Below are 24,158 nucleotides of genomic sequence, written 5' to 3' on the forward strand. Positions count from 1 at the left end.
AACACCTTAATTATATCAGGAGGGCTTCCGCTATGAGCAGAACTTTGGGTACCGTGGTCCGGGGCGTGCGCGCCCCCATCTTCCGCGAGGGCGACAGCGTGGTGGACATCACCGTCAGCACCGTGCTGAATGCGCTGGCTGAAAACAACATCACTGCCCGCGACGGCGACGTGGTGGCCGTGACCGAGTCCGTGGTGGCCCGCTGCCAGGGCAACTACGCCACCTGTGAGCAGATCGCCGAGGACGTCCGCGCCAAGACCGGCGGCAAGACCGTGGGCGTGGCATTCCCCATCCTCAGCCGCAACCGCTTCTCCCTGCTGCTGCGTGGCATCGCCATGGGCGCGGAGAAGGTCGTGCTGCTGCTGAGCTATCCCTCCGACGAGGTGGGCAACCATCTGGTGAGCCTGGACCAGCTGGACGAGGCCGGCATCGACCCGTGGCACGATGTGCTGTCGCTGGAGCAGTTCCGCGCGGCTTTCGGTGAGGTGGTGCATCCCTTCACCGGCGTGGACTATGTGGCCTATTACAAGTCCATCATCGAGGAGGCCGGTGCCCAGGCGGAGATCGTGTTCGCCAACCGCGTCACCGCTATCCTGCCCTACACCGACACGGTGATCACCTGCGACATCCACAGCCGCCAGCGCAGCAAGCGTCTGCTGACCGCCGCCGGTGCCAAGGCGGTGCTGGGTCTGGACGACCTGCTGACCGCGCCCGTGGACGGCAGCGGCTACAACGCCCAGTACGGCCTGCTGGGCAGCAACAAGGCGGACGACGACCGCGTGAAGCTGTTTCCCCGCGACGCCAAGGCGGTGGCGGAGGCCATCGGCAAGGCGATGAGCGACGCCACCGGCAAGCGGGTGGAGGCCATGGTCTACGGCGATGGCGCGTTTAAGGATCCCGCCGGGAAGATCTGGGAGCTGGCTGACCCCGTGGTGGCTCCCGGCTATACCAGCGGTCTGGTTGGTACGCCCAACGAGCTGAAGCTGAAGTATCTGGCGGACAAGGAGTTCGCCGACCTCAGCGGCGAGGAACTGAAGAACGCCATCTCCGAGAAGATCAAGGCCAAGGACGCCAAGAAGTCTCTGGTGGGCAACATGGTGTCCGAGGGCACCACGCCCCGGAACCTCACCGACCTGATCGGCTCCCTGTGCGACCTGACCAGCGGCTCCGGTGACAAGGGCACGCCCATCGTCTACATTCAGGGCTATTTCGACAACTACACCAACGAGTAAACAGCAGCAGTCCCCCGGCCTTGCCGGGGGACTGCTTTCACGTATACCGCCAGCCCCCGGCAGAGCCGGGGGCTGGCGTATCAGCTCAGTTGTACAATATCTCGTCCACGGCCACGGTGGAGCTATCATAGGTGCCGTCCACCTGGAACTCCAGCCCGTCGATGAACTTCTGCATCCGCAGCGCAAAGGCGGGCACGTTCAGCGGCACGGTGGTGGAGGTCTCACGGTCGATCACCACGCGGAGCTGTATATCCATGTCATAGCCCTTGGCATAGGAATAGAAGTCGTCACTCCGCGGATCCAGCGGCCCGGAGCTGTTGGCTGCGTCAGCCAGGGCCAGGGAGGCCAGGTCCTGCGCCTGCTGCCGGGTCAACTCGGCCACCTCGTCGGTGTCGTACCGGCGGACGTAGCCGCTGATCACGGCGTTCACGCCGCCGTACCGCGCCAGCGAGTCGATGCCGATGAGGCTCTCCCGGCTGTCGGTGCGGTTCACCAGCTGGGTCAGCAGCCGGTGGACATCGGAGCCGTTGACGATCGATACCCTCCACTCACGACGCAGACTCGTGCCGTTCCGCAGCTGGTAGTCCACACGCACATAGCGGGTGATCGGGCCGCCCTCCGTGTCCAGATAGGTTTGGTTCTCCAGCCTTTCGCCTGTCTCATCGTACTGCTCCAGAATGGCGCGGTGGAGGGAGATCACGCTCTCCACCGCTGCGGGATCATCGGCGGTGAAATCCGCATAGCTGGCGCTGAAGCGGACGGAGGTCACGTCCTCCGCGTCCGGGACGCGGTGCTGATAGCCGGTAATGTCCAGCTTCACGCACACCGTCACCGCCGCCAGCACCAGCACCATGGCCGCCGTCTCCAGCCACCAGCGCTTGTTGAAGATGCGGAACTTCTTTTGCAGCAGCATCTGGGCGGCGAAGAAGCAGATCACGCCCATGACCAGCTGACAGATCAGCAGGCAGGCGAAGCCGCCATCGATAAAGGCGGTATAGCGCAGGAACAGACCCAGCCCCAGACCGCCGCACAGACCGATACTCCACCGGGCGATGGGGCGCAGCCACCGGAAGGACATAGCGTCGCCGGCCGTCTCGCTGGGGCGCTTTTTATACAGCCACCACACCAGCGCCAGCAGTGCGATGCCCACCGCGGCGTAGATGATACAGGTGGAGAAGGCGGAGGCCGGCAGCTGGACGCGTTGATAGCTTTGGGTGCCGATGGGCTCGCGGAACTGCACTTCGATGGGCTGGGCGCCGCCGTTGGCCACGGCATCCCAGATCCGACCCACCGGTGTCAGCCAGGTAATGAACTCCGGAATGTCGCTGTTGCTGTAGCCGAAGTAAAACATCTGCGTCATCGTGCTTATCACCGCGTACAGAAGGAGGGCGATGACGTTCATCGCGCCGTAGAGCACCGGCACCGCCAGCAGCCATCCCGTGACCATGGCGCACAGGGAGCCGAGCGCGAAGAAGAACAGCGCCATCAGCTCCGTCAGCAGCAGCCACGTGCCCAGCGCCGCCCAGTCCACGTAGGAGAAGCCGGCGCTGCACAGAGCGGTCAGCAGGAAGATCAGCACGTTCCCCGCCGTCAGCGCTCCCAGCGCAGAGAGGACGTGGGAGAAAAATGCCTGTGTCCGTGTCACCGGCAGGGCGTGCATCAGTCCCACGGTGCGGCCGGACATCAGGTACGACCACACCGCCATGGCCGCAAAGCAGCCGAACAGCAGGGACATGACCACGGAGGCGGGTATGGACTGGATGATGACGTTGTGCTGCCGCAGCTGCAGCACGGTCATGATGCCCTCCGCCACGCCGTCGCACTCCCGGCTCGCCGACAGTATCTGCATGGGAAGGATCACCACCCACACGGCCACATACAAAAACAGCAGCGGCCAGTAGCGCTTTATATCGCTGCGCAGCAGCGCGGCGTTACAGAAGGATGTCTTTCGCGGCATAATCCACACCTCCCAGCTCGTAAATGAATATCTCCTCCAGCGTCAGCGGGATGGATTCCAGCAGCACCGGCTCGGTGATCTGCATCCGGCGCATAATCTCCTGACTGCTGCCCCGGACGATATAGGTGTACACCCGTCCCACGTGGCTGCGGTGCAGGATGTTCAGCTCCGCCGGCAGCGGCGGCTCGGTAACGCCCTGATAGGCCACCTGCAGCTTCACCGTGTTGTCCTGCAGATCGCTGAGACTCCGCTCCAGCAGCACCTTTCCGTGGTTCAGGATGCCCACGTGGTCGCACACATCCTCCAGCTCCCGCAGGTTGTGGCTGGAGACCAGCACCGTCGTGCCGCGCTCCGCCACGTCGCCCAGAAGCAGCGACCACACCTGCCGCCGCATCACCGGGTCAAGGCCATCCACCGGCTCGTCCAGAATGAGGTACTCCGGCATACAGCACACCATCAGCCAAAAGGCCGCCTGCTTCTGCATACCCTTGCTCATCCGCCGCAGCATCATTTTCTCATCCAGCGGGAAGACCTGCTTCAGCTTCTCGTACCGCTCCCAGCTGAAATCGGGGTAGATACCGGCGAGGAATTTCGCCATCTCCCGGATGCCCGACTGCGGGAAGTAGTACCAGTCGTCGCCGATAACGGCCATACGACTCTTCACGGCGGTGTTCTCGTATACCGGCTGACCGTCCACCAGCACGTCGCCGCTGTCTTGCCGGTAGATGCCCGCCAAATGGCGGATGATGGTGGATTTCCCCGCGCCGTTGGGCCCTACCAGACCGTACACCGCGCCGTGGGGCACCGTCATGGTCAGGTCGTCCAGCGCCCGGAAGCCGTCAAAGGTCTTGACGACGTTTTTTACCTCGATCATTTACCCTCTCCTCCTTCCCAAAGTACCAGCAGCTGTTCCCGGGTATAGCCCAGGCTCTTCAGCTCCTCCAGTAGCGGGACCAGCCGCCCCGTCAGTTCAGCGATGCGCCGCAGATGCTCGCCGTCCCCGGCGGAGACAAAGCTCCCTCTGCCCGCCACAGAGTAGATGTACCCCTCCGCCTCCAGCTCCGCGTAAGCCCGCTGGATGGTGTTGGGGTTGATGGCCAGCTGCGTAGCCAGAGAGCGCACGGAGGGCAGCTTTTCGTCTGGCTCCAGCAGCCCTGTCAGCATCATGCGCCGCAGGCTGTCCTTCACCTGCTGGTACAGGGGACGGCTGTCCCGGTAGTCCAGCACGATCATATCGCACACGCTCCTTTCCGTATCAAGTGTACTATGCGTGTTAGTACAGTCAGCATATCACAGCTCTCTCTTGCCTGTCAAGGAAAATTTTTCTTTTCATCCCCCGGGTTTCGTAGTATAATGGCTCCAAATTCCTTTCCCGAAGGGGGCATTTCTATGCGTATCACGGTAAAAGTCGGCACCTCCACCCTGGCCCACGCCACCGGACGGCTGAACATCCAGCGGATGGAGGGCCTGTGCAAGGTCCTGAGCGACCTGAAAAACGCCGGGCACGAGATCATTCTCGTTTCCTCCGGTGCCATCGGCATGGGCGTGGGCAAGCTGAACCTGCCGGGACGACCTAAGGATATGCCCACGAAGCAGGCGGCCGCCGCTGTGGGTCAGTGCGAGCTGATGTACACCTACGACAAGCTGTTCAACGAGTACAACCACACAGTGGCACAGGTGCTGCTCACCGGCGAGGATGTAAAGAACGAGCAGCGCAGCCGTAATATGCGGAACACCATTTTTCGCCTGTTGGAGCTGGGCGCGCTGCCTGTCATCAACGAAAACGACACCGTGGCCACTGACGAGGTGGGCGTGGAGAACACCATCGGCGAGAACGACACGCTTTCCGCCATCGTGGCGGCGGCGGTACAGGCCGACCTGCTGATATTGCTCAGTGATATCGACGGTCTGTATGACGGCGATCCCCACAGGGATCCCACCGCGAAGCTTATCCCCGTGGTGCCGTCCATCGACGCGCACATTCTCGCTCTGGGCGGCGGCAGCGGCAGCGGCCTGGGCACAGGCGGCATGGCCACCAAGCTGAAGGCTGCGCAGATCGTCACCGAGGTCGGCTGCCAGATGGTCATCGCCAATGGCAGCAAGCCCGCCCTGCTGTACGACATCGTGGGCGGAAAGCCTGTGGGCACCCGATTTCTGGCAAAGGAGAAGTGAACCATGACCACTATCGATATTCTGAAAAAGACCCGCGCCGCCCGGGGCGGACTGGCCGTCCTGGACGAGGCAGGCAAAAACGCCCTGCTGCTGTCCATGGCCGACAGTCTTCTGTCCCATGAGGGCGCTATTCTGGCGGAAAATGAAACCGACATGAGCGATGCCCGGGGGCATATCTCCGATGTGATGCTGGACCGGCTGCGGCTGGACCATGACCGACTGGCGGGCATGGCCGACGGCGTACGGGCCATTGCCGCCCTGCCGGACCACACCGGCCGCGTGCTGTCCGAGGTGCGCCGCCCCAACGGTCTGGTCATCCAGAAGGTACAGGTCCCTCTGGGGCTGGTGTCCATTATCTATGAGAGCCGCCCCAACGTTACCTCAGATGCGGCGGCCCTGGCGCTGAAATCCGGCAATGTCTGCGTACTCCGCAGCGGCAGGGAGGCCTACCGTACCGCCCGCGCCATCGTGCAGGCGCTGAAGGCCGGCATCGCCGCCGAGGGCGGCGACCCGGACATTCTGAACATCGTGGACGACACCACCCACCAGTCTGCCGCGGACATCATGACCGCCAAGGGTCTGGTGGACCTGCTGATCCCCCGGGGCGGCGCGGGACTGATCCGGGCCTGCGTGGCCGGCGCCACCGTGCCCTGCATCGAGACGGGTACCGGTATCTGCCATGTGTATGTGGACGAGAGCGCCGATCTGAGCAAGGCCCTGAACATTGTGGAAAACGCCAAGGCCAGCCGTCCCTCCGTGTGCAACGCCGAAGAGGTACTGCTGGTACATAGCGCCGCGGCGCAGGCTTTCCTGCCCCGGCTGAAAAAGCGCTTGGTGGATGACCGAGCCGCCGCAGGCAAGGTCCCCGTGGAGCTGCGGCTGGACGAGCGCGCCGCGGCAATCATCCCCGGAACGCCCGCCGGCGGGCAGGACTTCGACACCGAATTTCTGGACTATATCCTGGCCGTAAAGCTCGTGGACAGCGTGGACGAGGCCATCGTTCACATCGCCGCCCACTCCACCGGCCACAGCGAGGCCATCGTCACCGAAGACCCCGCCCACGCCGAGGCCTTTGTCAACGGGGTGGACAGCGCCGCCGTGTATGTCAATGCCTCCACCCGCTTTACCGACGGCGGCGAGTTCGGGCTGGGCTGCGAGATGGGCATCTCCACCCAGAAGCTCCACGCCCGGGGCCCCATGGGTCTGGACGAGCTGGCCACGTATAAATACGTCATCCGCGGCAACGGACAGATCAGATAAAGCAAAAAGAGACGGCATCCGCCGTCTCTTTTCATATTTCCACGATCTCTGCGCCCAGGGCCGCGGCGTCCGCCCGGTCGTGGGTGACGCACAGCACCGCCGCGCCGTTCCGGTGCCGCAGAAGATACTGCGCCGTCCGGTCCCGGGCCGCGCCGTCCAGGCCCTTAAAGGGTTCATCCAGCAGCAGCAGCTCCGGCACATAACATACCGCCCGGGCAATGGACACCCGCCGCCGCTGTCCGCCGGACAGTTCCGCCGCCCGCTGGTCCAGGCAGTCCGCCAATCCCAGCTCCCGCAGGTGCGCCTCGATATCCGGCCGGGACATGGCCCGGCCCGTGACCAGACGCACGTTCTCCACGGCATCCAGCTGCGGGCACAGACGGTCCTCCTGAAACACGAAACCCAATCGCTCCGGCACGCCGGTGACGGTGCCGCTGTCCGGCATCTCCAACCCGGCGATACAGCGCAGGAGTGTGGTCTTGCCGCGGCCGGAGGGGGCCATCAGACACACCACCGCCCCGCCCGGGAGGGTCAGGCTCACGTCCTCCAGCACGACCTTGTCGCCGAAGCGCTTGTACAGATGTGCCGCGTTCATGCGCCGCACCCCCTTTCCAGCCGACGGAAGCCCCGCCGCAGCAGGGCCAGCACCAGTCTCTCAAACAGGGCGCTCAGCGCCACGATCACTGCGGTCCAGGCCAGCAGGTCGGCGGTCTGGAGGTAGATCTTCGCGTCGTACAGTCTCTCGCCCAGGGAGCCGGCCACCACACCGATGACCTCGGCCGCTACGCCTGCCTTCCAGCTCATGCCCAGAGCCGCGGCGCAGCCCGCCAGCAGGAACGGCTCCACCGCCGGCAGCAGGATGCTGTGCAGCTGCCGCCGCCAGGGCACCCGGAAGGCCCGGGCCATTTCCAAAAGCTGGCTATCCGCACTGCGGAGGCCCGCCAGCACGTTGGTGTACAGAATGGGGAAGACCATCAGGAATGAGATGAACAGCGGCAGCGCCGATGTCCGCATCCAGATCAGTGCCAGGATGATGAACGACGCCACCGGCACCGCCTTGATGGCCAGCACATAGGGCCGCAGCAGCACCTCCACCACCGGCCAGCGTCCCGCCGCCAGCGCCAGCACAAAGGCCAGCACCAGTGCCAGGGCAAAGCCGCCGGCGATACGGCAAAAGCTGAACGCCACCGCCCGCCGGAAGGTCGACGTCACCGCCAGGGCACAAAGCCGCCCTAGCACCGTTACCGGTCCCGGCAGCAGCAGTGCCGAGCCCACGGCCCAGGAGGCCGCCTGCCAGACCGACAGGGCCAGCACCACCGCGCCGGCACGCTGCCAGGTCTTTATTTTTTTGTCCGCGGGTGCGCTCATGCGCCCATCCAGTAGAAGCCGTCACCGGGCATGGCGCCGCCCACGGCCTCCGTCTTCAGGTCATACAGTGTTTGCAGATAGCCGCCCACGGCGACCTTCATATCCACGCCGGTAATACATACCAGGTTGCACTGGGGCAGCGCCTTCTCTGCCACGGCGGCCTTGACGATGCCATATTTCTCCACCAGCACAGCGGCCTCGGCCGGGTGCTCATTGGCGTAGTCCGTGCTGGCGGCGTAGTCCTCCAAAAAGGCCGCCAGCGCCGCAGGATGCTCATCAGCAAATGCCTTGCGGGCCACCAGTACCGAAGTGATCAGGCGGCTGCCGTTGTCCAGCGCATCCCATTCGGCGCTCATATCCAGCGCCACACGCAGGCCCTCCACCTGGCTCTGCGCCACGGTGACGAAGGGCTGGGGCAGCATGGCCACGGCGTTGTCCTGCTCTGCCATCAGGGCCACGATCTCCGTGGGCTCGCTCTTCCACTCCACCTGTACGTCCTCACCCAGAGTCAGCCCGTGCTGCGAGAGCAGATAGGTCAACGCGTACTCCGGGGTAGCGCCCTTGCCGGTGGCGTAGATGGTCTTTCCGTTCAGAGAGGCAATGTCCGTCACCGTCTCGCCGCCCTTTTCCACGATATACAGCACACCCAGCGTGCCGGCGGCCAGCAGCACCACGCCGCCCTCCGTCTGGTTATACAGAATGGCCGCCACGTTGGCCGGCACCGCCAGCACATCCAGCTCGCCCTGCACCAGCTGGGGCGTCAGCTCATTGGCGCTGGCCGCGATGGTGTACGTATACGCGTTCTGGCCCAGGCCGTTGTCCGCATCGTCAAACAGCTTTACCATGCCCATGGAGGTAGGGCCCTTCAGCCCGCCCAACCGCACAGTGACCGGCTGGACGGCGGATTTGTCGCCATCCTCAATGGGCATAGGCGTTTTCGGCGTTACGCAGGCGCACAGCGTCAATGCCAGCGCCAGCGCCAGCAGCAGGGATATCATTTTTTTCATGTTGTTTTCTCCTTTCCGTGATACGGTCTCTTATACAAAGCTGTCGTGCAGCATGCCTATCTGTCTTCTATCGGTGTGATCACGTTGGAGTACAGCGTCTTGGCACTGACACCCTCCAGCCTCCCGATCTTCCCGCTGAGGGCGGAGATCGCGTCCTGCGGCGCATCCAGCACCACGGAGATGATGTTCACGCCCCGGGCGCGGTAGGGCACGCCCATCCGCCCAATGATATATGCGCCGTACTGATGCAGCAGCGCGTTCAGCTCCGCCACTGCGTCCTCATTTTCTACGATGACCGCAATGACCGCCACCCGTGTTTCCATAGCAAAACCTCCCGTCGTAAGATCCGCGGCTAAATAAAAAAGCCGCGCCGCCACCGCGACACGACCACAGCGCCCGCTTCGCGGGCGCAGAACCTATGGCGCATCTTCCGTCTCAAGCGTACTTTCGACGTCAGCAGCGTGTTTATTGTACGGCAAACGCCTGCTCTTGTCAAGCTGATCCCGCCGGCGGACTGTTTCAGACAGCCGCCGGTATATAATAAATATAGGAGAGAAGGGCGGGACCGTGGGGTAAGAACGGCCCCGCCCGGGGGAAGCGGTTTAATGCTTTTCGCTGGCGCGGCGGGCGGGCTTCTCCGCACAGCGGACGCCGGGCAGCAGCGTCAGCAGCTGGGCGGCAAGGCCAAATACGGCGGCGGGCAGCAGCCAGCTCAGGCCAAGATCATACAGCGGCAGGGCCTCCACCAGCGGCAGCTTCACACCGCAGGTGTGCAGGGTGCACAGCACGCTGGTCAGCAGTGCGCCCAGCGCGGCGCCCCGGCTGACAAAGTCGTGGACCTTGGGTATGATGAGGGAGACGCAAATAAGCACCAGCGTGGGGGGATATACTATATCCAGCACCGGCGCGGCCACGGCCACGATACGGTCCAGGCCCAGGTTGGACACCACGGCGCTGAACACGCAGATGACCGTCACGAACACCTTGTAGCTGATCTTCCCGCGACACAGCTCCGTGAAATACGCCGCGGCGGAGCTGGTCAGGGCGATGGCCGTGGTGACGCAGGCCAGGCCCACCACCACTCCGAAGATCACCATGCCGGTCTTGCCCATCAACGCCTCTATGATGGCCATGATGAGGGCCGCGCGGCCGATGGAGGACGTGTACTGTGCGGACACGGTGGCGCCCAGATAGGCCAGACCCATATACACCGCCAGCAGCAGCACGCCCGCCAGCAGCGCGGCGCCGCCCACCACGCGAAGCTGGCTCTGGCCCCGCTGATAGCCCTTGGCGGTGACGCTTTGCAGCACGATGATGCCGAAGGGCAGGGCCGCCAGCGCGTCCATGGTCTGGTAGCCGGCCTTGATGCCGGTGACGGCCACGTTGTCGATCTGCGCCAGGGGCGCGATATCGCCCAGCGGCGTGATCACACCCTTGATAATAATGGCGAACAGGCCCACCAGCAGCAGCGGCGTGAGCACCTTGCCTACAATGTCCACCACGGCGGACTCCTTGATGCACAGAGCCAGGATCACCGCGAAGAACACCACGGAGAACACCACCGGCGATACGCCGGACAGGTTGGGCGCGATGGCCATCTCATAGGTGCTGGCGCTGGTGCGGGGGATGGCCACCATGGGGCCGATACACAGAATGATGGCGCACATGAGGATCTCGGCGGGGACTTTGCCCGCCCGTTCCAGTACCTTCTCGCTGCTGCCCACGCGGAGCAGGGCGAACATACCCATCATCGCCAGACCGATATCCGCAATGAAATAGGTGGAAAAGCCCGCCAGCCACTGGCTGCCGGCCTCCATGCCCAAAAAGGGCGGGAAGATCACGTTGCCCGCGCCGAAAAACATGGAAAACAGCGCAAAGCCCACGACAACGATATCTGCCGCGGTGTTTTTCCTCTGTCCGATCATTCTGATTTCTCCATTTCTCTTCTCTTGTTCCCACGCCGCCGACTGCGGCGCGCCGGTGCAGGCTCACGCTTTAAAGCGCGTTGCATCCTGTGCATATAGCGTATCATGCTTTTCATCATTACGGAAATGACGCTTATCGAACGGCACATGAAAAATTTTGATGGCGTATAAAAACGTTTACCGCATTTTCCAAATCGTTGGTGGAAAGTTTACGTTTATGGCATTGAACGGCGACAGCTCTTGTGATATAGTTAAAAATAATCGTTGCAATTTTGTCCAATTTGTACAGAAAGCGAGGCCCCTATGGATGACAAACGGCTGCGGGCGCTGCTGACGGCAGTGCAGTGCGGCAGCTTTGGAAAGGCGACGGCGCAGCTGGGCTACACCCAGTCCGCCATGACGCACATGGTGAACAAGCTGGAGGCCGAGCTGGGCTGTACCCTGCTCACCCGCAGCAGCCACGGCGTCCGGCTCTCGGAGGAGGGTGAGCACCTGCTGCCCTATATACAGGACTATCTGCGCGCCAGTGAGACCCTGCGGCGGGAGGCGGCGGCCCAGGGCGAGACCCACAACCGCGTGCTGCGGATCGGCTGCTTCGCCAGCATCGCCCGGGCACGGCTGCCGGCGCTGCTGCAGAAGTTCCGCAAGCTGCACCCGGAGATCAAGATCGACGTACTGGTGGGCGGCTATGAGCTGGCCGCGGCGCTGGAGGAGGAACGGGTGCAGCTGGCCCTGGTGGAGGAGACTTGCGGCAAGGGCTTCTATTGGACGCCGCTGACGGACGCGCCGCTGGTGGCGGTGGTGCCGCCGGACTTCCCCTGGACGGAGGACGTCATCCCCCTGGAGCGCCTGCTGCAGGAGACATTTCTCTCCTGCCCGGAGCAGTATGTGGCGCGGCTGCTGCCGCCGGAGGCACCACGGCTGGAGGTCACGGCGTCGGACGACGCGGCCATACTGTCCATGGTGGCGGCGGGACTGGGCGTGTCGGTGCTGTCCGCCTTCTCTCTGGCGGGCTATGAGGGCCAGGTGCGGGTGCTCCCGCTGGCGGAGCCGCTGTCACGCCGGCTGGGCGCGGCGGTAAAGACACCGCCGCCGGCCAACAGCGCCGCCCGGTATTTTCTCTCTTTCCTGAAGCGGCAGTACCCCGCCGAGCCGGCGGATAACGAATAAAAGGAGGTCCCGGCCCATGTGTACTGCGGCCACATACAAGACAAAATACTTCTATTTCGGGCGCAATCTGGACTATGAGCGCGGCTTCGGCGAGCAGGTGGTCATCACACCCCGGCACTTTCCCCTGCCCATGCGGCACCTGCCGGACCTGACGCGGCACTACGCCATGATCGGCATGGCCTCTGTACAGGACGGCTATCCCCTGTACTATGACGCGGTGAACGAGAAGGGCCTGTGCATGGCGGGGCTGAACTTCGTACGCAGCGCTGTATACGGCCCCTGCGCGCCGGGAAAGGCCAACGTGGCCCAGTTCGAGCTGATCCCCTGGCTGCTGGGCTGCTGCGCCACGGCGGCGGAGGCCCGGGACCTGCTGGCGGAGAGCCGCATCACCGACGACGCCTTTCTGCCGGGGCTGCCCCCGGCCCGGCTGCACTGGCTGCTGGCGGACCGGGAGCAGTGCTTCGCGGTAGAGCAGACGGCGGAGGGCCTGCGGATCTATGAGGACCCGGCGGGCGTGCTGACCAACGAGCCGCCCTTCCCCATGCAGCTGTTCCGGCTGAACGACTACGCCCAGCTGTCCCCCCAGCCGCCGGAAAACCGCTTCTCCCCCGCCCTGCCGCTGGAGACATACAGTCGGGGCATGGGCGCCATGGGTCTGCCCGGCGACCTGTCCTCCCCCTCCCGGTTCGTGCGGACGGCCTTTACCCGGCTGAACAGCCGCTCCGGCGACGGCGAGGCCGAGAGCGTCAGCCAGCTCCTGCACATTCTGGGCGCGGCGGCACAGCAGCGGGGCTGCTGCGTGCTGGAGGACGGCGCGTGCGAGCTGACGCTGTATACCAGCTGCTGCAATGCCGACACCGGGGTGTATTACTACACCACCTACGACGCCGCCCAGCTGTGCGCCGTGGATATGCACCGCGCCGACCTGGACGGCACGGCGCTCGCCTGCCAGCCGCTGGACACGGCGTGGCGGGTACACTATCAGAATTAACGCAGAAAAGTACGGGACGGGGCCTGACGGCCCCGTCCCGTTTATTTCAGCAGGGCGGTAAAGGTGATGGTATCGCCCTCCGTGCGGGCGGAGATGGCGCCGCGATGGCCCTCGGCAATGCTCCGGGCGATGGAGAGCCCGATGCCGAAGCCGCCGGCGGTGCGGGCCGGGTCCGCCCGGTAAAACCGGTCAAAGAGCTTGCCGGTATCGATGCTTCCGGCGTTCTCGCAGCGGTTGGACACCCGCCGCGCCACCAACCCAAGCACCGGCAGCGTGCAGATCGCGTCCGCCGCCAGGGACCACACCAGCACCGTCCGCACGGCGCGGCGGGACTGGCTGCACTCCAGGAAGATAGCCATGCTGCGCCCGTCCTCCATCCGGGTCACCAGAAAGCGGTAGCCGCCGCCGCAGCCCAGACCGGCAGCGTACAGACCGGCATGGGCGGCATGGGCGGCATGGGCAGCATGGGCGGTCAGTCCGGCCAGATACCCGGCGGCAGCTTTGACCCCGGCAGCGCCCCCACCCCGCCCAGCGGCGCGTTCCGGCCGGGAAACAAGCAGTAAAGGCCGGCGCTGGACACAAAACACCACACCCCACGGCGCAAGCGCCGCGGGGTGTGGTGTTTTGTGGGGAGAGGAAGACAGGAAGAAAGCTCCGTCGGTTATCGTTGTTGATATGCCCGCATGGCCGCCTCGATCCGGTCGGCCGCGGCTGACAGTGCCGCGGCGTCACTGGCAAAGGAGAAGCGCAGGAAGCAGCCCTGAGTCATGCCGTAGGCCGCGCCGGAGACGCCCACCACCTTGGCATGGTCCAGAATGTAGTCGCACATCTCGTCGGAGGTCATGTCCACATCGAAGGACACCCAGGTGTAGAAGGCGCCCTCGGGCATCTGACAGTGCACGCCCGGGATGGCGTTGAGCCGGCCCACAAAGGCATCGCGCCGACGCTGGTAGCTCTGGCGCATGGCCTCTACCTCATCAGGGATGCGGAAGGCCTGCACCGCGCCCTCCTGCAGAAAGCCGCTCATGCAGGAGACGCTCTGCTGGTGCAGCCGCTGGCGGTGGAGGACCTGCCGCCGTTTCAGTACTGTATGTACAACAAAAATCAGATGATCTACGCCTCCTCCCACCGGTTTTTCCAGCATTACAGCATTATTCCCAACACGCTGATCCACTGCGGCGATCCGGTCATCAACCACACGCTGGTGGCCTCTCTGGAAAACTGCGCCTCTTTCATCCCCAGCTACTTCATTGGCCGGATACCGTCGGATACTCTGCGAAAGCTTATTTTCTACGCCATAGACGTCCCCGAGCTCAGCTGGGAGCTGCGGGTGCTGTACCGTCGGGACAGCGCTCTGGGCATCTTCGCCCGGGAGATGATACGACTGGTCAGAGAGACGCCCTGGCGCCCCTTGCTGTAAATCGACCACGTCAACAAAAGATACCCGGCGCGCCGAAGGCGTGCCGGGTATCTGCGTCTCATTGCATTTGCAGCCAGCCGATCAAGGCCAGGTGCGCCGGGTAGTACAGGTAAAACAGCCACTTCATCACCGTGTTCACCCGCGGCGACGGCCCACGCTGCCCGTTATACAGCGCCAGCACGGGAACGGCCAGCACCACCGCCAGCTGCACCAGGCCGTAGACCCAGTCCAGCGCCAGGGCGTACACCACCGCGTAAAGCGCCACATAGAACATCATCCACAGCGCCTGCGTCTTCAGCTTTCCCCGATTGGTACCGAAGGCCATGATGCACAGGGCGGCGATACAGCTCCAGTCCGCCGGGAAGCTGACCAGGCAGATCAGCAGGATCAGCGCCACCTGCACCGCCGGGCGGAGCCGCCGGTCATGGACCACCCGCAGCATCACCAGCCCCCATGCCAGCGACCACATGACGCTGGTCTGGTTCAGCACTCTGCCGGAGGAAAACGGGATAAACGACCGCCAGCCGGCAAAATCCGCCGACGCGAACATATAGGCGAAGTGGGATATGACCGCGAACAGGAACATCCGCGCCGTGTATTTCCGGATATCCCGGGTGTGGTGATAGCCCTCCGCCACAAAGTAGCACATGATGGGACAGGTCAGCCGACCGATGATATGCATCGCCAGTGGCAGCACCGCCCGGGGATAGCCGGGAAACAGCCACCAGGCCACATGGTCGACGGTCATGGCCGCGATGGCGACGAGCTTGATCGCGTTGGAATCCAGCGTTTTTTTCATAGGCGTTTTCCCTCCCGCACAGCACACTGCCGCCATTGTAGCAGATAGGCAGGAGATGTGCAACGCCTATTCGTGCGGCCGCGGCGTTATGCGCCGGCCTTCTCCTTGCGGATGGCCTCGGCGATACGCTCCAGGCCGGTCTGCACCGTGGCGCGGGGCATGGCCAAATTCAGGCGGATATGCCCCCTGGCGTTGCCCACGAACAGGCCGTCGCCGCCCTCCAGCAGCACGCCGGCCTTGTTGGCAAAGAAGTCCGGCAGGTCCTCCACCTCCGGCAGCACCTCCCGCAGGTCCACCCAGGCGAAGTAGGTGGACTCAGGAATGGTAAACTTCGCGCCGGGAATGTTCTCCTTCAGGAAACGGTCCACCAGGGCCAGGTTGCCGTCCACATAGGCCTTCAGCTGCTCCAGCCAGGGGCCGCCGTACTCATAGGCCGCCTTGTGGGCCGCGATGGACAGCGGGTTCACCGCGCCGATGTTCTTGTCCCGATCCTGGAAGCGGGCACGCTCCTCCGCGTCGCGGATGATAATATTGGAGTGCATCAGGCCCGCCAGATTAAAGGTCTTGCTGGCGGACATACAGGTGATGAGCCGGTCATAGTCCGGCATGACCTTGCCCATAGGGGTATGGTGCAAGCCGGTGCGGATCAGGTCGCAGTGGATCTCGTCGGACACCACCCACAGCCGGTGCTTTTCGATGATGGCCGCCATGTGGCGCAGCTCATCCTCGGTCCAGATGCGGCCGGTGGGGTTGTGGGGATTGCAGAGCATCAGCAGCTTCACATCCGGGTCGGCGGCCTTCGCCTCAAGGTCCTCCCAGTCCACGGAGAAGCGGCCGCCCTCCTCCCGCAGGGGCGAGGTCACCAGCTCCACGCCGTTGTATTCGCAGGCGTGGAGGAAAAAGCCGTAGGCAGGCGTCATGGTCAGGACCTTGCCATTCAGCGGCTTGACCAGGTCCTCCGTCAGCTGGTACAGCGCCGGGATGACGCCGGGAGAGAACGTCAGCTGCTCCTTGGGGAAGGACCAGCCGTAACGGCTCTCGCACCAGGCGCGCAGCGCCTCATAATAACCCTTATCGTACACCAGGGTATAGCCCAAAATGCGCCGATCTACCCGGTCGGTGATGGCCTGCAGGATCTCCGGCGCCACAGCGAACTCCATGTCCGCCACCCACATCCGGATGAATTCCTCGTCCTTGTAGGGGAACACCCTCTCCGGCCCGCAGTGGAAAATGTAGGGCCGCCAGCCCTCTACATTCTCGGAATTGGTGTTGCGCCGATCAATGATCTCGTCGAAGTTGTAGGTCATGGTGTATCGCTCCTTTCCTGTTATGGTTTTATAATACCAGCCGCCGCGCGCCCCGTCAAAGCCCGCCGCTTACTTTTCAGGAACGAATTTTGTGAAAAACTTTCCTCACAATTATATTTTCCCTTGCGCGGACCGGGAAAAGCGTCTATACTGAAAAGCAGAGGGTCAAATCACTAAAACTTGATTTTGAGGAAAGTGCCATGACATTGACAGAAGAGATCGGCGCGAAGATCAAATACTACCGCAAAAAGCGCGGAATGAAGATCGTGGAGCTGGCGGCGCTGCTCCACAAAACCGGGGCCACCGTATCCAAGTACGAAAGCGGGCAGATCGCCATGGACGTGGTGACGCTGTACGAGGTGGCGGCCGCCCTGGGTGTGCCGCCGGAAAAGCTGCTGTACTGTGCCCCGCTGCCCGTGGAAGATCTGACGGCCGACAGCGTGCCCGCCTTCTTCCGCGGCGTTGACCGGCTGTATATGTACTATTTCGACGGCCGGAACAACAGTCTGGTCCGCAGTGTCATCGATATCCGGGCCAAGACCGGCGCCAACGCCTATGACATAGCGCTGTACATGAACTTTCAGGACTATCAGCAGTACCGGAACTGTGAAAACACCTATCTGGGTACGCTGAGCCACTACGATGCCCTCAGCAACATCGTTACCCACAATCAGGACACGGAGATGGACGTCTATCTCCTCTGTCTGCCCGCCTCCTATCTGAACGCCGGAACAAAGTGGGGGCTGGGCTTCGGCATCTCCTGCCGACCCATTATGCCTACCTCCACCAAGGTATTTCTGTCCAAGAGCATCCAGCCGGAGACACCGGAGTTTCTGCAGGACCTGCGCATCTCCCGGGAGGACATTCAGCTGCTGAAGCGCTACAATATGCTGTCCGTGATGTGAACGGCCCCAAACGGATATCCTGAAAGTAGACTTGCTGGCTTATGCGGTGTTCCGCCTTACGATTGAATTCTTTCGATGCAGTGCCTACGACATAGGATGAATAAATCCGATTTTTCATCCTCCAAATATATACGATAACCGTGAAGGCCCCCGGGTAATTCCCGGGGGCCTTACTTCGCATTTTGGTGGGATTTCGCCATGGCAACGCCTATTCGCATCTGCTCGTGCTGCAAAGGCCAATCACAGGCCGATCCGGAAGATGCTGGCGTTCCTGCCGACGCAGAACAGCAGAAAGGCCTCGTGTAGCTTCTCCTTATCCGGCAGTTCTGTCAGAAAAATGGCAGAGAGCTTCAGTGCGGTCTCGTCGTGAAACCGTTGAAAGACTTCCAGAAAAAGCTGCTCCTTATCTGCGAAATGGGCGTATAGCGAAGACTTCTGTATGCCGATCTCCTTAGCGATGGCCGCGATAGAGGTGCCGGAATAGCACAGCGACGTATGAACGTTCATTCGTATAAAAGAATAGCGCTCTTTTTCATCCTGTCAAACGGAAATAAAAAGAACCCGCGATTATCAGCAAAAAAGGCAACAAATAAAGCAGATATTCGTCGGATAAATCTGTTGACATTTCGCAAACTGTGTGCTATAACATGACCAACTGAACGTACGTTAGGAACGCGAAATAGGGTCGCTCCCTGTGCCACAAGTGTATCAAAAGCAAAAAGCGAAAAAGAAAGACTGGGCTGACATCTGGCAGGCCGGCAACGGTGCGCTTGGTTTGGAGACCTCTCTGCCCGTTATGCTGACCGAGGGCGTCAACAAGGGCCGGATCACCATGCAGAAGCTGGTGGAGGTCATGTGTGAAAATCCCGCCAAGCTGTTCCGTATCTTCCCCAAGAAGGGCACGCTGCAGGTGGGCGCCGACGCCGATGTGGTACTGGTGGATCTGAACAAGGAGTACACCGTCGACGCGGCTAAGTTCCACTCTGTGGTGAAGCACAGCCCCTTCAACGGCTTTGCCGTCAAGGGTGCTCCCGTGCTGACCATGGTGCGCGGCACCGTCGTGGCCGAAAACGGCGAAGTTGTGGCACAGCCGGGCCACGGCAAGATGGTGCAGCCCATCAAGTAAGGAAGTGATACTATGGCTTTTGCAAATCGATCCCGTATTGAGCAGACGGTCGAAGCGTTGGCGCAGTTCAACGCAACGCCCGGCGCAGGCATTACCCGTCTGTCCTACACCACAGAGTACCGAGCTGCCCAGGCGTACCTGAAGCAAGAGCTCGAGGCAGCAGGCCTGTCCGTCCGCCTGGATTCCATGGGTAATCTGATCGGCCGGAAGGAGGGCACAGATCGTTCCCTGGCGGCCATCGCCGTTGGTTCCCATCTGGATTCCGTCCGCAATGGCGGTAAATACGACGGTGCCATGGGCATTATCTGCGGTCTGGAGCTGGCCCGGATGATGCAGGAGGACAACCTCTCTCTGCGGCATCCCTTTGAGGTGATCGCTATTGTGGAGGAAGAAGGCAACTCCTTCAGCTCCGGTATCCTGGGCGGCAAGGCTCTGTCCGGCCTGCTGGAGACGGACTATCTGAAGCAGTTGACAAACAACGACGGCGTCACCGCCTACGATGTCATGAAGGCCTACGGCTTGACCCCGGATGACTTGCCTCAGGTAAAACGCGATAAGACCAGTTGGGCTTATTTCATCGAACCCCATATTGAGCAGGGCCCGGTGCTGGAAAGCGAAAAACTGTCCGTCGGCATCGTGGATACCATCGTGGGTATCCGCACCAAGAAGCTCATCATCACAGGCCGGCCCGATCACGGTGGAACGACCCCCATGCGCCTGCGTCTTGACGCTGTTGTGGCGGCTATGAAGATCGTGCATCTCGTGGATGAAGTGGCCCGGGAGCTGAATGATGGCACCGTGACCACCTGCGGCTCCCTCCACGTGGAGCCGGGCGCGCCCAACGTGGTTCCCGGTAAGGTAGAAATGTCGGTGGAGTGCCGCTCACCCCACCAGGCGTCCATCGATACCATTTTTGGCGCAGTGGAAAAGCTGTTGGCACAGCTGCAAGCAGAAGGCTATCAGACCGAGACCGTCGGCTTGATGGAAGTGGCCCCCGTCCACCTGTCCGAAAAAGTCACCGCCGCATTGTCTCAAGGGCTGCGCGAAAACAAACTACCGCTGAAGACGTTGCCCAGCGGCGCCGGACATGATTCCATGTTCATTTCCCAGGTAACGGATGTAGGCATGCTTTTTGCTCCCAGCAAGAATGGCCGCAGCCACTGCCCGGAAGAGTTTACCCCCGCCGGCGATATTGCCAAGTGCTGCGACGTGGCATATACCGCCCTGAAAGAGCTGGATCGCGATTGATCCTTCCGCTCTCCCATAAAAAGCCAGGCCTCTGGGTACCCGGAGGCCTGGCTTTTTGCTTTGTCAAAACAAAGCAGAGGATCCGGAAGTGCCCTGAAACGCAATATGCTCTCATTATTTCAATGATGAGTAGGTTTCCGATTCTCCCCTATTCTGTTTCTATATTTCGGAAAAATGCAAATCGGCGACATCAAACCTGTACACGTTCAACGATAGGAAATCATGTGGTGTATCTTCCAGTAGATTCTCAAGGAACTGTCCAGTTCGATACCTATTCGTATCGCCCAAGACCGGCACCATGTTCGACCCGGATTCCTTCCGGCACACCCATGAGAAGAGCCTGAAGGCCATCGGCGCGGAGCACATCAGGTTTCACGACCTAAGGCACACCTTCGCCACGCTGTCCCTCAAGTACGGTGTGGACGTCAAGACGCTGTCCGGCGCACTGGGACACTATGACGCGGGCTTTACCCTCAGCACCTACACCCACGCCACGGAGGGGATGAAGCGTGACGCCGCCGACACCATCGGCAGCGTCATCAGCCAGACCATGTAGACCACAAAAAACAGCACCGGAGAGGGGCGGATGGCATCATCCGCCCCTCTCCGGTGCTTTCTTGACCTCTCGGCTTTTGGGTCACGGTTTGGGTCAAGCGAAAAACGCCAAAATGCTGCGTCACTATTTGGGAGTATAAACAGAAAAAAGTTCCTGATTTTTTACGAAATCAGGAACTTTTTGGTGGAGACTGCTGGACTCGAACCAGTGACCTCCTGCGTGTGAAGCAGGCGCTCTAACCAGCTGAGCTAAGCCTCCGAATTGTCGGCGACCCTCGGGGTGCCGACATGGTGACCCGTACGGGAATCGAACCCATGTTACAGCCGTGAAAGGGCCGTGTCTTAACCTCTTGACCAACGGGCCGTCTTTCGAGGGGTATACCGGAGAGATGCTGACGCATCTCTCCGGTGTGGTAGCGGCGACTGGATTTGAACCGGTGACACTGCGGGTATGAACCGCATGCTCTAGCCAACTGAGCTACGCCGCCATGTCATCCTCGACAGGCACGAGTTACTATACCATATTTCAGCTCCCTTTGTCAACAGCTTTTTTGCAAAACCGGGAGAAAATACGAGGGACGCGGCTGGCGCCGTGTCCCCCGTGCGTCAATTTATTAATACATCCCCATGCCGCCCATGTCGGGTGCGGGGGCTGCCGGTGCGGGGGGCTGGGGCTTGTCGGCCACCAGGGATTCGGTGGTCAGCACCATGCCGGACACACTGGCGGCATTCTCCAGGGCGCTGCGGGTGACCTTGGCGGGATCCACGATGCCGCTGGCGATCATATCGCAGTACTCCTCCTTATAAGCGTCGAAGCCGTAGCCGTTCTTGCCGGCGGAGCGCACCTTCTCCAGCACCACGGAGCCGTCGATGCCGGCATTGGCCGCGATCTGGCGGATGGGGGCCTCCAGGGCCTTGGCTACCAGGGACACGCCCACACGCTCGTCGCCCTCGGTGCTGTTCAGCAGCGCGGTGACGGCGGGGATCACGTTCACATAGATGGTGCCGCCGCCGGCCACGATACCTTCCTCCACAGCGGCCTTGGTGGCGTTCAAGGCGTCCTCGATACGCAGCTTCTTCTCCTTCATCTCGGTCTCGGTAGCCGCACCGACCTTGATGACCGCCACGCCGCCGGCCAGCTTGGCCAGGCGCTCCTGCAGCTTCTCCTTGTCGTACTCGCTGGTGGTCACACCGATCTGCGCGCGAATCTGGGCCACACGGTCCTTGATAGCCTGCTGGTCGCCCATACCGTCCACGATGATGGTGTTCTCCTTGGTCACCTTGATCTGGCGGGCACGGCCCAGCATATCAATGGTGGCATCCTTCAGCGTCAGGCCCAGCTCCTCGCTGATGACCTGGCCGCCGGTCAGGATAGCGATATCCTGCAGCATCTCCTTGCGGCGGTCGCCAAAGCCGGGGGCCTTGACGCACACCACGTTCAGCACGCCCTTCAGGCGGTTCACCAGCAGGGTGGACAGGGCCTCACCCTCCACGTCCTCGGCGATGATAACCAGCTTCTTGCCGCTCTGCAGCATCTGCTCCAGCAGGGGCAGGATGTCGGAGATCACAGAGATCTTCTTATCGGTGATGAGGATGTAGGGATCGTCCACGACGGCCTCCATCTTCTCCATATCGGTGGCCATATAGGGGGTGATGTAGCCGCGGTCGAACATCATGCCCTCCACGACCTCGCTGTACGTCTCGGCGGTCTTGGACTCCTCGATGGTGATCACGCCGTCGGCGCTGACCTTCTCCATAGCCTCGGCGATCAGCTTGCCGATGGTCTCGTCGCCGGAGGACACGGTGCCCACGCGGGCGATGTCATCGGTGCCGTTGACCTTCTGGCTCTGCTCCTTGATGGCGCCCACAGCGGCCTCCACGGCCTTGGCCATGCCCTTCTTCATCACGATGGGGTTGGCGCCGGCGGCCAGGTTACGCAGGCCCTCGCGGATCATGGCCTGTGCCAGCAATGTAGCGGTCGTCGTGCCGTCGCCGGCCACGTCATTGGTCTTGGTGGACACCTCGCGCACCAGCTGCGCGCCCATGTTCTCGAACGGATCGTCCAGCTCGATCTCCTTGGCGATGGAAACACCGTCGTTGGTGATAAGGGGTGTGCCGAACTTCTTATCCAGCACCACGTTGCGGCCCTTGGGGCCCAGGGTGACCTTTACGGTATCGGCCAGCTGATTGACACCGGCTTCCAGCGCCTTGCGGGCTTCGTCGCCGCGCTTGATGATCTTTGCCATATCTAATGCCTCCAAAATTGAGAATGATTTACAGGGGAACACGCAAACTTAAAGCATTTGCCGCGGCGTGTACGCGGCAAAGCACATCACTCCACGATAGCCAGGATGTCGCTCTGCTTGACGATGATATACTCCACGTCCTCCAGCGTCACCTTGGTGCCGGCATACTTGTCGGTGATGACCTTGTCGCCGGCCTTCACGGACATGACCACGGTCTTCCCGTCAACGGTGCCGCCGGGGCCCACGGAAATGACCTCAGCCACAGAGGGCTTCTCCTTGGCGGAGCCGGTCAGGATAATGCCGCCCTTGGTGGTCTCCTCCGGCTCGGTCATCTTCAGCACCACGCGGTCAGCAAGCGGTGTCAGCTTCATAGTTGGTTCCTCCTTGTATTTCTATTTTTGATAAAACAGTTTCAGCGTTAGCACTCAAAATGCTTGAGTGCTAACGCTGATTATCATACCACACTATGCGGGATTTGCAAGGGGGAAACGGAGAAATTTTGAAAAATTCACAAAATGTTCAAGCGCTGTCCTCAGCCGCGGGCCGTCCGGTTGCAGGAGCAGCCCTCCGGGCCGAAGAAGTTCAGCTTTTTGTCGTGCAGCTTAATGGTCACATCGCTGTTGACCACGCTCTCGCCGTCCAGGCAGGTGACGATGTCCGGCTTCTCCGAGTGGATATGTACCACCTTGGGACAGGAGCAGTGCGCGTATTCCGGAAACTTGGCGTACTCGCCCCTGGAGTACGGCCCCACGAATTTCAGGAACGTGCGGCGGTTGACCTCTCTGACCACCAGGGTATTCAGCACGCCGTCATCCATCCGGGCCTCGGCCACAGGCATAAAGCCGCCGCCGTAGTACCGGCCGTTGCACACAGATACCAGCGACCAGTCGCCCTCCGTGGTCACATCGTCCAGGGTGATGGTCCAGTGGGTGCCGATGCCCTTGAACAGGAAATTCACCGCCAGAGAGTAGATATAGCTGCCCTTGCCGTCCAGCAGCGGGCTCTCGCTGTATTTATGTACGTCCCGGGCCACCCGCGCGTCGATGCCGGAGCAGGCGATGGTCAGCGCCACGCGGCCGTTGACGTCGATGGCGTCCATAGGAAACTGCGGGCCGTCCCATAGGTTTTCGGCGTCCCGGAACTTCTCCATATCATCGCCGAAGTTCTTTAGGAAATCGTTGCCGGTGCCCACGGGGATCACGGTCATGGCGGCGTTGTCATAGCCGATAATGCCGTTGGCCACCTCGTTGACGGTCCCGTCGCCGCCGCAGGCGTAGAACCGCAGTGCCTCGCCCGTCTCGCAGAGCTTCTTCGCCAGCTCCGTGGCGTGGCCCTGCTTTTTCGTCAGGATGCACTGCACGTCCAGCCCGTGCTTCTGCCGCAGCGACTCCGCCATGTCGTAGATCTTCTGCCGGCTGTCGGTCTTGCCCGCCGTGGGATTGATGATAAAAATATGCTTCATCGAGGCTC

26 protein-coding genes and 3 tRNA genes are annotated in these 24,158 nt (G+C 61.9%); 10 read left to right on the forward strand and 19 right to left on the reverse strand.

Annotated features, from left to right (window positions below; translation table 11 throughout):
• Nucleotides 1-32 precede the first annotated feature (32 nt).
• Nucleotides 33-1,232, forward strand: a complete 1,200-nt coding sequence (locus ACOMDU_RS06070; protein ID WP_421129537.1) for a coenzyme F420-0:L-glutamate ligase — start codon at nucleotides 33-35, stop codon at nucleotides 1,230-1,232.
• A gap of 85 nt (nucleotides 1,233-1,317) precedes the next feature.
• Here the strand turns inward: ACOMDU_RS06070 and ACOMDU_RS06075 are convergent, their stop codons facing one another.
• The 3 genes from ACOMDU_RS06075 to ACOMDU_RS06085 are packed head-to-tail and all read right to left on the reverse strand — an operon-like array spanning nucleotide 1,318 to nucleotide 4,422.
• Nucleotides 1,318-3,189 (reverse strand): ABC transporter permease, encoded by a 1,872-nt coding sequence (locus tag ACOMDU_RS06075; RefSeq protein WP_421129538.1) that lies wholly within the window; start codon nucleotides 3,187-3,189, stop codon nucleotides 1,318-1,320.
• On the reverse strand, nucleotides 3,164-4,063 hold the full coding sequence (locus tag ACOMDU_RS06080; RefSeq protein ID WP_421129540.1) for an ABC transporter ATP-binding protein: 900 nt from the start codon (nucleotides 4,061-4,063) through the stop codon (nucleotides 3,164-3,166). Before ACOMDU_RS06080 ends, ACOMDU_RS06075 begins: the two co-directional genes overlap by 26 nt.
• Nucleotides 4,060-4,422, reverse strand: coding sequence for a GntR family transcriptional regulator (locus ACOMDU_RS06085; protein WP_421129541.1), 363 nt, complete (start codon nucleotides 4,420-4,422; stop codon nucleotides 4,060-4,062). Before ACOMDU_RS06085 ends, ACOMDU_RS06080 begins: the two co-directional genes overlap by 4 nt.
• 156 nt (nucleotides 4,423-4,578) lie before the next feature.
• Between ACOMDU_RS06085 and proB the strand changes: the two genes are divergently transcribed.
• Together proB and ACOMDU_RS06095 are read left to right on the forward strand one after the other, a co-directional pair.
• Nucleotides 4,579-5,361: a glutamate 5-kinase gene (gene proB, locus ACOMDU_RS06090; protein WP_022136031.1), complete on the forward strand. Its 783-nt coding sequence runs from the start codon at nucleotides 4,579-4,581 to the stop codon at nucleotides 5,359-5,361.
• Nucleotides 5,362-5,364: 3 nt separating this feature from the next.
• Nucleotides 5,365-6,621, forward strand: a complete 1,257-nt coding sequence (locus ACOMDU_RS06095; RefSeq protein ID WP_421129542.1) for a glutamate-5-semialdehyde dehydrogenase — start codon at nucleotides 5,365-5,367, stop codon at nucleotides 6,619-6,621.
• A gap of 31 nt (nucleotides 6,622-6,652) precedes the next feature.
• On the opposite strand, the gene ACOMDU_RS06100 is transcribed toward ACOMDU_RS06095, so the two are convergent.
• From ACOMDU_RS06100 to brnQ, 5 genes are all read right to left on the reverse strand, one after another.
• A complete protein-coding gene (locus ACOMDU_RS06100; protein WP_421129544.1) occupies nucleotides 6,653-7,216 on the reverse strand; it encodes an ATP-binding cassette domain-containing protein in 564 nt (187 codons plus the stop codon).
• On the reverse strand, nucleotides 7,213-7,989 hold the full coding sequence (locus ACOMDU_RS06105; RefSeq protein WP_421129545.1) for an ABC transporter permease: 777 nt from the start codon (nucleotides 7,987-7,989) through the stop codon (nucleotides 7,213-7,215). The genes ACOMDU_RS06100 and ACOMDU_RS06105 overlap by 4 nt, the downstream gene beginning before the upstream one ends.
• Nucleotides 7,986-8,996, reverse strand: a complete 1,011-nt coding sequence (locus ACOMDU_RS06110; protein ID WP_421129546.1) for an ABC transporter substrate-binding protein — start codon at nucleotides 8,994-8,996, stop codon at nucleotides 7,986-7,988. Before ACOMDU_RS06110 ends, ACOMDU_RS06105 begins: the two co-directional genes overlap by 4 nt.
• A 56-nt stretch (nucleotides 8,997-9,052) precedes the next feature.
• Nucleotides 9,053-9,319 carry a TM1266 family iron-only hydrogenase system putative regulator gene (locus ACOMDU_RS06115; protein ID WP_421129548.1) on the reverse strand — a complete coding sequence of 89 codons (267 nt, stop codon included), beginning with the start codon at nucleotides 9,317-9,319 and terminating at the stop codon, nucleotides 9,053-9,055.
• Between the two features lie 279 nt (nucleotides 9,320-9,598).
• The gene (brnQ, locus tag ACOMDU_RS06120; RefSeq protein WP_421129549.1) at nucleotides 9,599-10,921 is read right to left on the reverse strand and encodes a branched-chain amino acid transport system II carrier protein; all 1,323 of its coding nucleotides are present in this window, start codon (nucleotides 10,919-10,921) and stop codon (nucleotides 9,599-9,601) included.
• A gap of 303 nt (nucleotides 10,922-11,224) precedes the next feature.
• Between brnQ and ACOMDU_RS06125 the strand changes: the two genes are divergently transcribed.
• Together ACOMDU_RS06125 and bsh are read left to right on the forward strand one after the other, a co-directional pair.
• Complete coding sequence (locus ACOMDU_RS06125) at nucleotides 11,225-12,091, forward strand: LysR family transcriptional regulator (RefSeq protein ID WP_421129550.1); 867 nt, start codon at nucleotides 11,225-11,227, stop codon at nucleotides 12,089-12,091.
• 16 nt (nucleotides 12,092-12,107) lie between these two features.
• A complete protein-coding gene (gene bsh, locus ACOMDU_RS06130) occupies nucleotides 12,108-13,082 on the forward strand; it encodes a choloylglycine hydrolase (protein WP_421129552.1) in 975 nt (324 codons plus the stop codon).
• A 41-nt stretch (nucleotides 13,083-13,123) separates the two neighbouring features.
• Here bsh and ACOMDU_RS06135 read toward each other — a convergent pair whose 3' ends face one another.
• Nucleotides 13,124-13,672 carry an ATP-binding protein gene (locus tag ACOMDU_RS06135; protein ID WP_421129553.1) on the reverse strand — a complete coding sequence of 183 codons (549 nt, stop codon included), beginning with the start codon at nucleotides 13,670-13,672 and terminating at the stop codon, nucleotides 13,124-13,126.
• 71 nt (nucleotides 13,673-13,743) lie between these two features.
• Nucleotides 13,744-14,226, reverse strand: a complete 483-nt coding sequence (locus tag ACOMDU_RS06140) for an aminotransferase class I/II-fold pyridoxal phosphate-dependent enzyme (RefSeq protein ID WP_421129554.1) — start codon at nucleotides 14,224-14,226, stop codon at nucleotides 13,744-13,746.
• Between ACOMDU_RS06140 and ACOMDU_RS06145 the strand changes: the two genes are divergently transcribed.
• A complete protein-coding gene (locus tag ACOMDU_RS06145; RefSeq protein ID WP_421129719.1) occupies nucleotides 14,128-14,502 on the forward strand; it encodes a hypothetical protein in 375 nt (124 codons plus the stop codon). The two genes, ACOMDU_RS06140 and ACOMDU_RS06145, sit on opposite strands and share 99 nt — an antisense overlap.
• A 58-nt stretch (nucleotides 14,503-14,560) precedes the next feature.
• On the opposite strand, the gene ACOMDU_RS06150 is transcribed toward ACOMDU_RS06145, so the two are convergent.
• Together ACOMDU_RS06150 and ACOMDU_RS06155 are read right to left on the reverse strand one after the other, a co-directional pair.
• Nucleotides 14,561-15,301, reverse strand: a complete 741-nt coding sequence (locus ACOMDU_RS06150) for a TraX family protein (protein ID WP_421129555.1) — start codon at nucleotides 15,299-15,301, stop codon at nucleotides 14,561-14,563.
• A gap of 86 nt (nucleotides 15,302-15,387) precedes the next feature.
• Entirely contained in the window at nucleotides 15,388-16,608 is a 1,221-nt protein-coding gene (locus tag ACOMDU_RS06155; protein ID WP_421129556.1) for a MalY/PatB family protein, read from the reverse strand.
• Between the two features lie 200 nt (nucleotides 16,609-16,808).
• On the opposite strand from ACOMDU_RS06155, the gene ACOMDU_RS06160 reads away from it, so the two are divergent.
• The gene (locus ACOMDU_RS06160; protein ID WP_421129557.1) at nucleotides 16,809-17,513 is read left to right on the forward strand and encodes a helix-turn-helix domain-containing protein; all 705 of its coding nucleotides are present in this window, start codon (nucleotides 16,809-16,811) and stop codon (nucleotides 17,511-17,513) included.
• A 240-nt stretch (nucleotides 17,514-17,753) separates the two neighbouring features.
• On the opposite strand, the gene ACOMDU_RS06165 is transcribed toward ACOMDU_RS06160, so the two are convergent.
• Nucleotides 17,754-18,020 carry a TetR/AcrR family transcriptional regulator gene (locus ACOMDU_RS06165; RefSeq protein WP_421129558.1) on the reverse strand — a complete coding sequence of 89 codons (267 nt, stop codon included), beginning with the start codon at nucleotides 18,018-18,020 and terminating at the stop codon, nucleotides 17,754-17,756.
• Nucleotides 18,021-18,207: 187 nt separating this feature from the next.
• Here ACOMDU_RS06165 and ACOMDU_RS06170 point away from each other — a divergent pair, with 187 nt between their 5' ends.
• The 3 genes from ACOMDU_RS06170 (at nucleotide 18,208) to ACOMDU_RS06180 (ending at nucleotide 20,443) form a co-directional block, all read left to right on the forward strand.
• A complete protein-coding gene (locus tag ACOMDU_RS06170) occupies nucleotides 18,208-18,639 on the forward strand; it encodes an amidohydrolase family protein (protein ID WP_421129559.1) in 432 nt (143 codons plus the stop codon).
• A gap of 12 nt (nucleotides 18,640-18,651) precedes the next feature.
• On the forward strand, nucleotides 18,652-19,887 hold the full coding sequence (locus ACOMDU_RS06175) for a Zn-dependent hydrolase (RefSeq protein ID WP_421129560.1): 1,236 nt from the start codon (nucleotides 18,652-18,654) through the stop codon (nucleotides 19,885-19,887).
• A 196-nt stretch (nucleotides 19,888-20,083) separates the two neighbouring features.
• The gene (locus tag ACOMDU_RS06180; protein ID WP_421129714.1) at nucleotides 20,084-20,443 is read left to right on the forward strand and encodes a tyrosine-type recombinase/integrase; all 360 of its coding nucleotides are present in this window, start codon (nucleotides 20,084-20,086) and stop codon (nucleotides 20,441-20,443) included.
• Nucleotides 20,444-20,624: 181 nt separating this feature from the next.
• Here ACOMDU_RS06180 and ACOMDU_RS06185 read toward each other — a convergent pair.
• The 6 genes from ACOMDU_RS06185 to ACOMDU_RS06210 all read right to left on the reverse strand — a co-directional run bounded on the left by ACOMDU_RS06185 (nucleotide 20,625) and on the right by ACOMDU_RS06210 (nucleotide 24,150).
• Nucleotides 20,625-20,701: transfer RNA gene (locus tag ACOMDU_RS06185), tRNA-Val, on the reverse strand.
• 30 nt (nucleotides 20,702-20,731) lie between these two features.
• Nucleotides 20,732-20,806 (reverse strand) — tRNA-Glu (locus ACOMDU_RS06190).
• Between the two features lie 47 nt (nucleotides 20,807-20,853).
• Nucleotides 20,854-20,930 (reverse strand) — tRNA-Met (locus tag ACOMDU_RS06195).
• Nucleotides 20,931-21,056: 126 nt separating this feature from the next.
• Nucleotides 21,057-22,688 (reverse strand): chaperonin GroEL, encoded by a 1,632-nt coding sequence (gene groL / locus ACOMDU_RS06200; protein WP_421129561.1) that lies wholly within the window; start codon nucleotides 22,686-22,688, stop codon nucleotides 21,057-21,059.
• An 86-nt stretch (nucleotides 22,689-22,774) separates the two neighbouring features.
• Nucleotides 22,775-23,059: a co-chaperone GroES gene (locus ACOMDU_RS06205; RefSeq protein ID WP_022135664.1), complete on the reverse strand. Its 285-nt coding sequence runs from the start codon at nucleotides 23,057-23,059 to the stop codon at nucleotides 22,775-22,777.
• 161 nt (nucleotides 23,060-23,220) lie between these two features.
• Nucleotides 23,221-24,150 (reverse strand): diacylglycerol/lipid kinase family protein, encoded by a 930-nt coding sequence (locus ACOMDU_RS06210; RefSeq protein ID WP_022135663.1) that lies wholly within the window; start codon nucleotides 24,148-24,150, stop codon nucleotides 23,221-23,223.
• Nucleotides 24,151-24,158: the final 8 nt, after the last annotated feature.

The sequence above is a fragment of the Vescimonas sanitatis genome (assembly GCF_049060325.1).
GTDB lineage: Bacteria > Bacillota > Clostridia > Oscillospirales > Oscillospiraceae > Vescimonas > Vescimonas sanitatis.

Bases quoted from the DNA above. Each gene is read 5' to 3' on its own strand.
- ACOMDU_RS06070 (WP_421129537.1), top strand. From the start codon at position 33: ATGAGCAGAACTTTGGGTACCGTGGTCCGGGGCGTGCGCGCCCCCATC.
- ACOMDU_RS06075 (WP_421129538.1), bottom strand. From the start codon at position 3,189: ATGCCGCGAAAGACATCCTTCTGTAACGCCGCGCTGCTGCGCAGCGAT.
- ACOMDU_RS06080 (WP_421129540.1), bottom strand. From the start codon at position 4,063: ATGATCGAGGTAAAAAACGTCGTCAAGACCTTTGACGGCTTCCGGGCG.
- ACOMDU_RS06085 (WP_421129541.1), bottom strand. From the start codon at position 4,422: ATGATCGTGCTGGACTACCGGGACAGCCGTCCCCTGTACCAGCAGGTG.
- proB (WP_022136031.1), top strand. From the start codon at position 4,579: ATGCGTATCACGGTAAAAGTCGGCACCTCCACCCTGGCCCACGCCACC.
- ACOMDU_RS06095 (WP_421129542.1), top strand. From the start codon at position 5,365: ATGACCACTATCGATATTCTGAAAAAGACCCGCGCCGCCCGGGGCGGA.
- ACOMDU_RS06100 (WP_421129544.1), bottom strand. From the start codon at position 7,216: ATGAACGCGGCACATCTGTACAAGCGCTTCGGCGACAAGGTCGTGCTG.
- ACOMDU_RS06105 (WP_421129545.1), bottom strand. From the start codon at position 7,989: ATGAGCGCACCCGCGGACAAAAAAATAAAGACCTGGCAGCGTGCCGGC.
- ACOMDU_RS06110 (WP_421129546.1), bottom strand. From the start codon at position 8,996: ATGAAAAAAATGATATCCCTGCTGCTGGCGCTGGCGCTGGCATTGACG.
- ACOMDU_RS06115 (WP_421129548.1), bottom strand. From the start codon at position 9,319: ATGGAAACACGGGTGGCGGTCATTGCGGTCATCGTAGAAAATGAGGAC.
- brnQ (WP_421129549.1), bottom strand. From the start codon at position 10,921: ATGATCGGACAGAGGAAAAACACCGCGGCAGATATCGTTGTCGTGGGC.
- ACOMDU_RS06125 (WP_421129550.1), top strand. From the start codon at position 11,225: ATGGATGACAAACGGCTGCGGGCGCTGCTGACGGCAGTGCAGTGCGGC.
- bsh (WP_421129552.1), top strand. From the start codon at position 12,108: ATGTGTACTGCGGCCACATACAAGACAAAATACTTCTATTTCGGGCGC.
- ACOMDU_RS06140 (WP_421129554.1), bottom strand. From the start codon at position 14,226: ATGCTGGAAAAACCGGTGGGAGGAGGCGTAGATCATCTGATTTTTGTT.
- ACOMDU_RS06150 (WP_421129555.1), bottom strand. From the start codon at position 15,301: ATGAAAAAAACGCTGGATTCCAACGCGATCAAGCTCGTCGCCATCGCG.
- ACOMDU_RS06155 (WP_421129556.1), bottom strand. From the start codon at position 16,608: ATGACCTACAACTTCGACGAGATCATTGATCGGCGCAACACCAATTCC.
- ACOMDU_RS06160 (WP_421129557.1), top strand. From the start codon at position 16,809: ATGACATTGACAGAAGAGATCGGCGCGAAGATCAAATACTACCGCAAA.
- ACOMDU_RS06165 (WP_421129558.1), bottom strand. From the start codon at position 18,020: ATGAACGTTCATACGTCGCTGTGCTATTCCGGCACCTCTATCGCGGCC.
- ACOMDU_RS06175 (WP_421129560.1), top strand. From the start codon at position 18,652: ATGGCTTTTGCAAATCGATCCCGTATTGAGCAGACGGTCGAAGCGTTG.
- groL (WP_421129561.1), bottom strand. From the start codon at position 22,688: ATGGCAAAGATCATCAAGCGCGGCGACGAAGCCCGCAAGGCGCTGGAA.
- ACOMDU_RS06205 (WP_022135664.1), bottom strand. From the start codon at position 23,059: ATGAAGCTGACACCGCTTGCTGACCGCGTGGTGCTGAAGATGACCGAG.
- ACOMDU_RS06210 (WP_022135663.1), bottom strand. From the start codon at position 24,150: ATGAAGCATATTTTTATCATCAATCCCACGGCGGGCAAGACCGACAGC.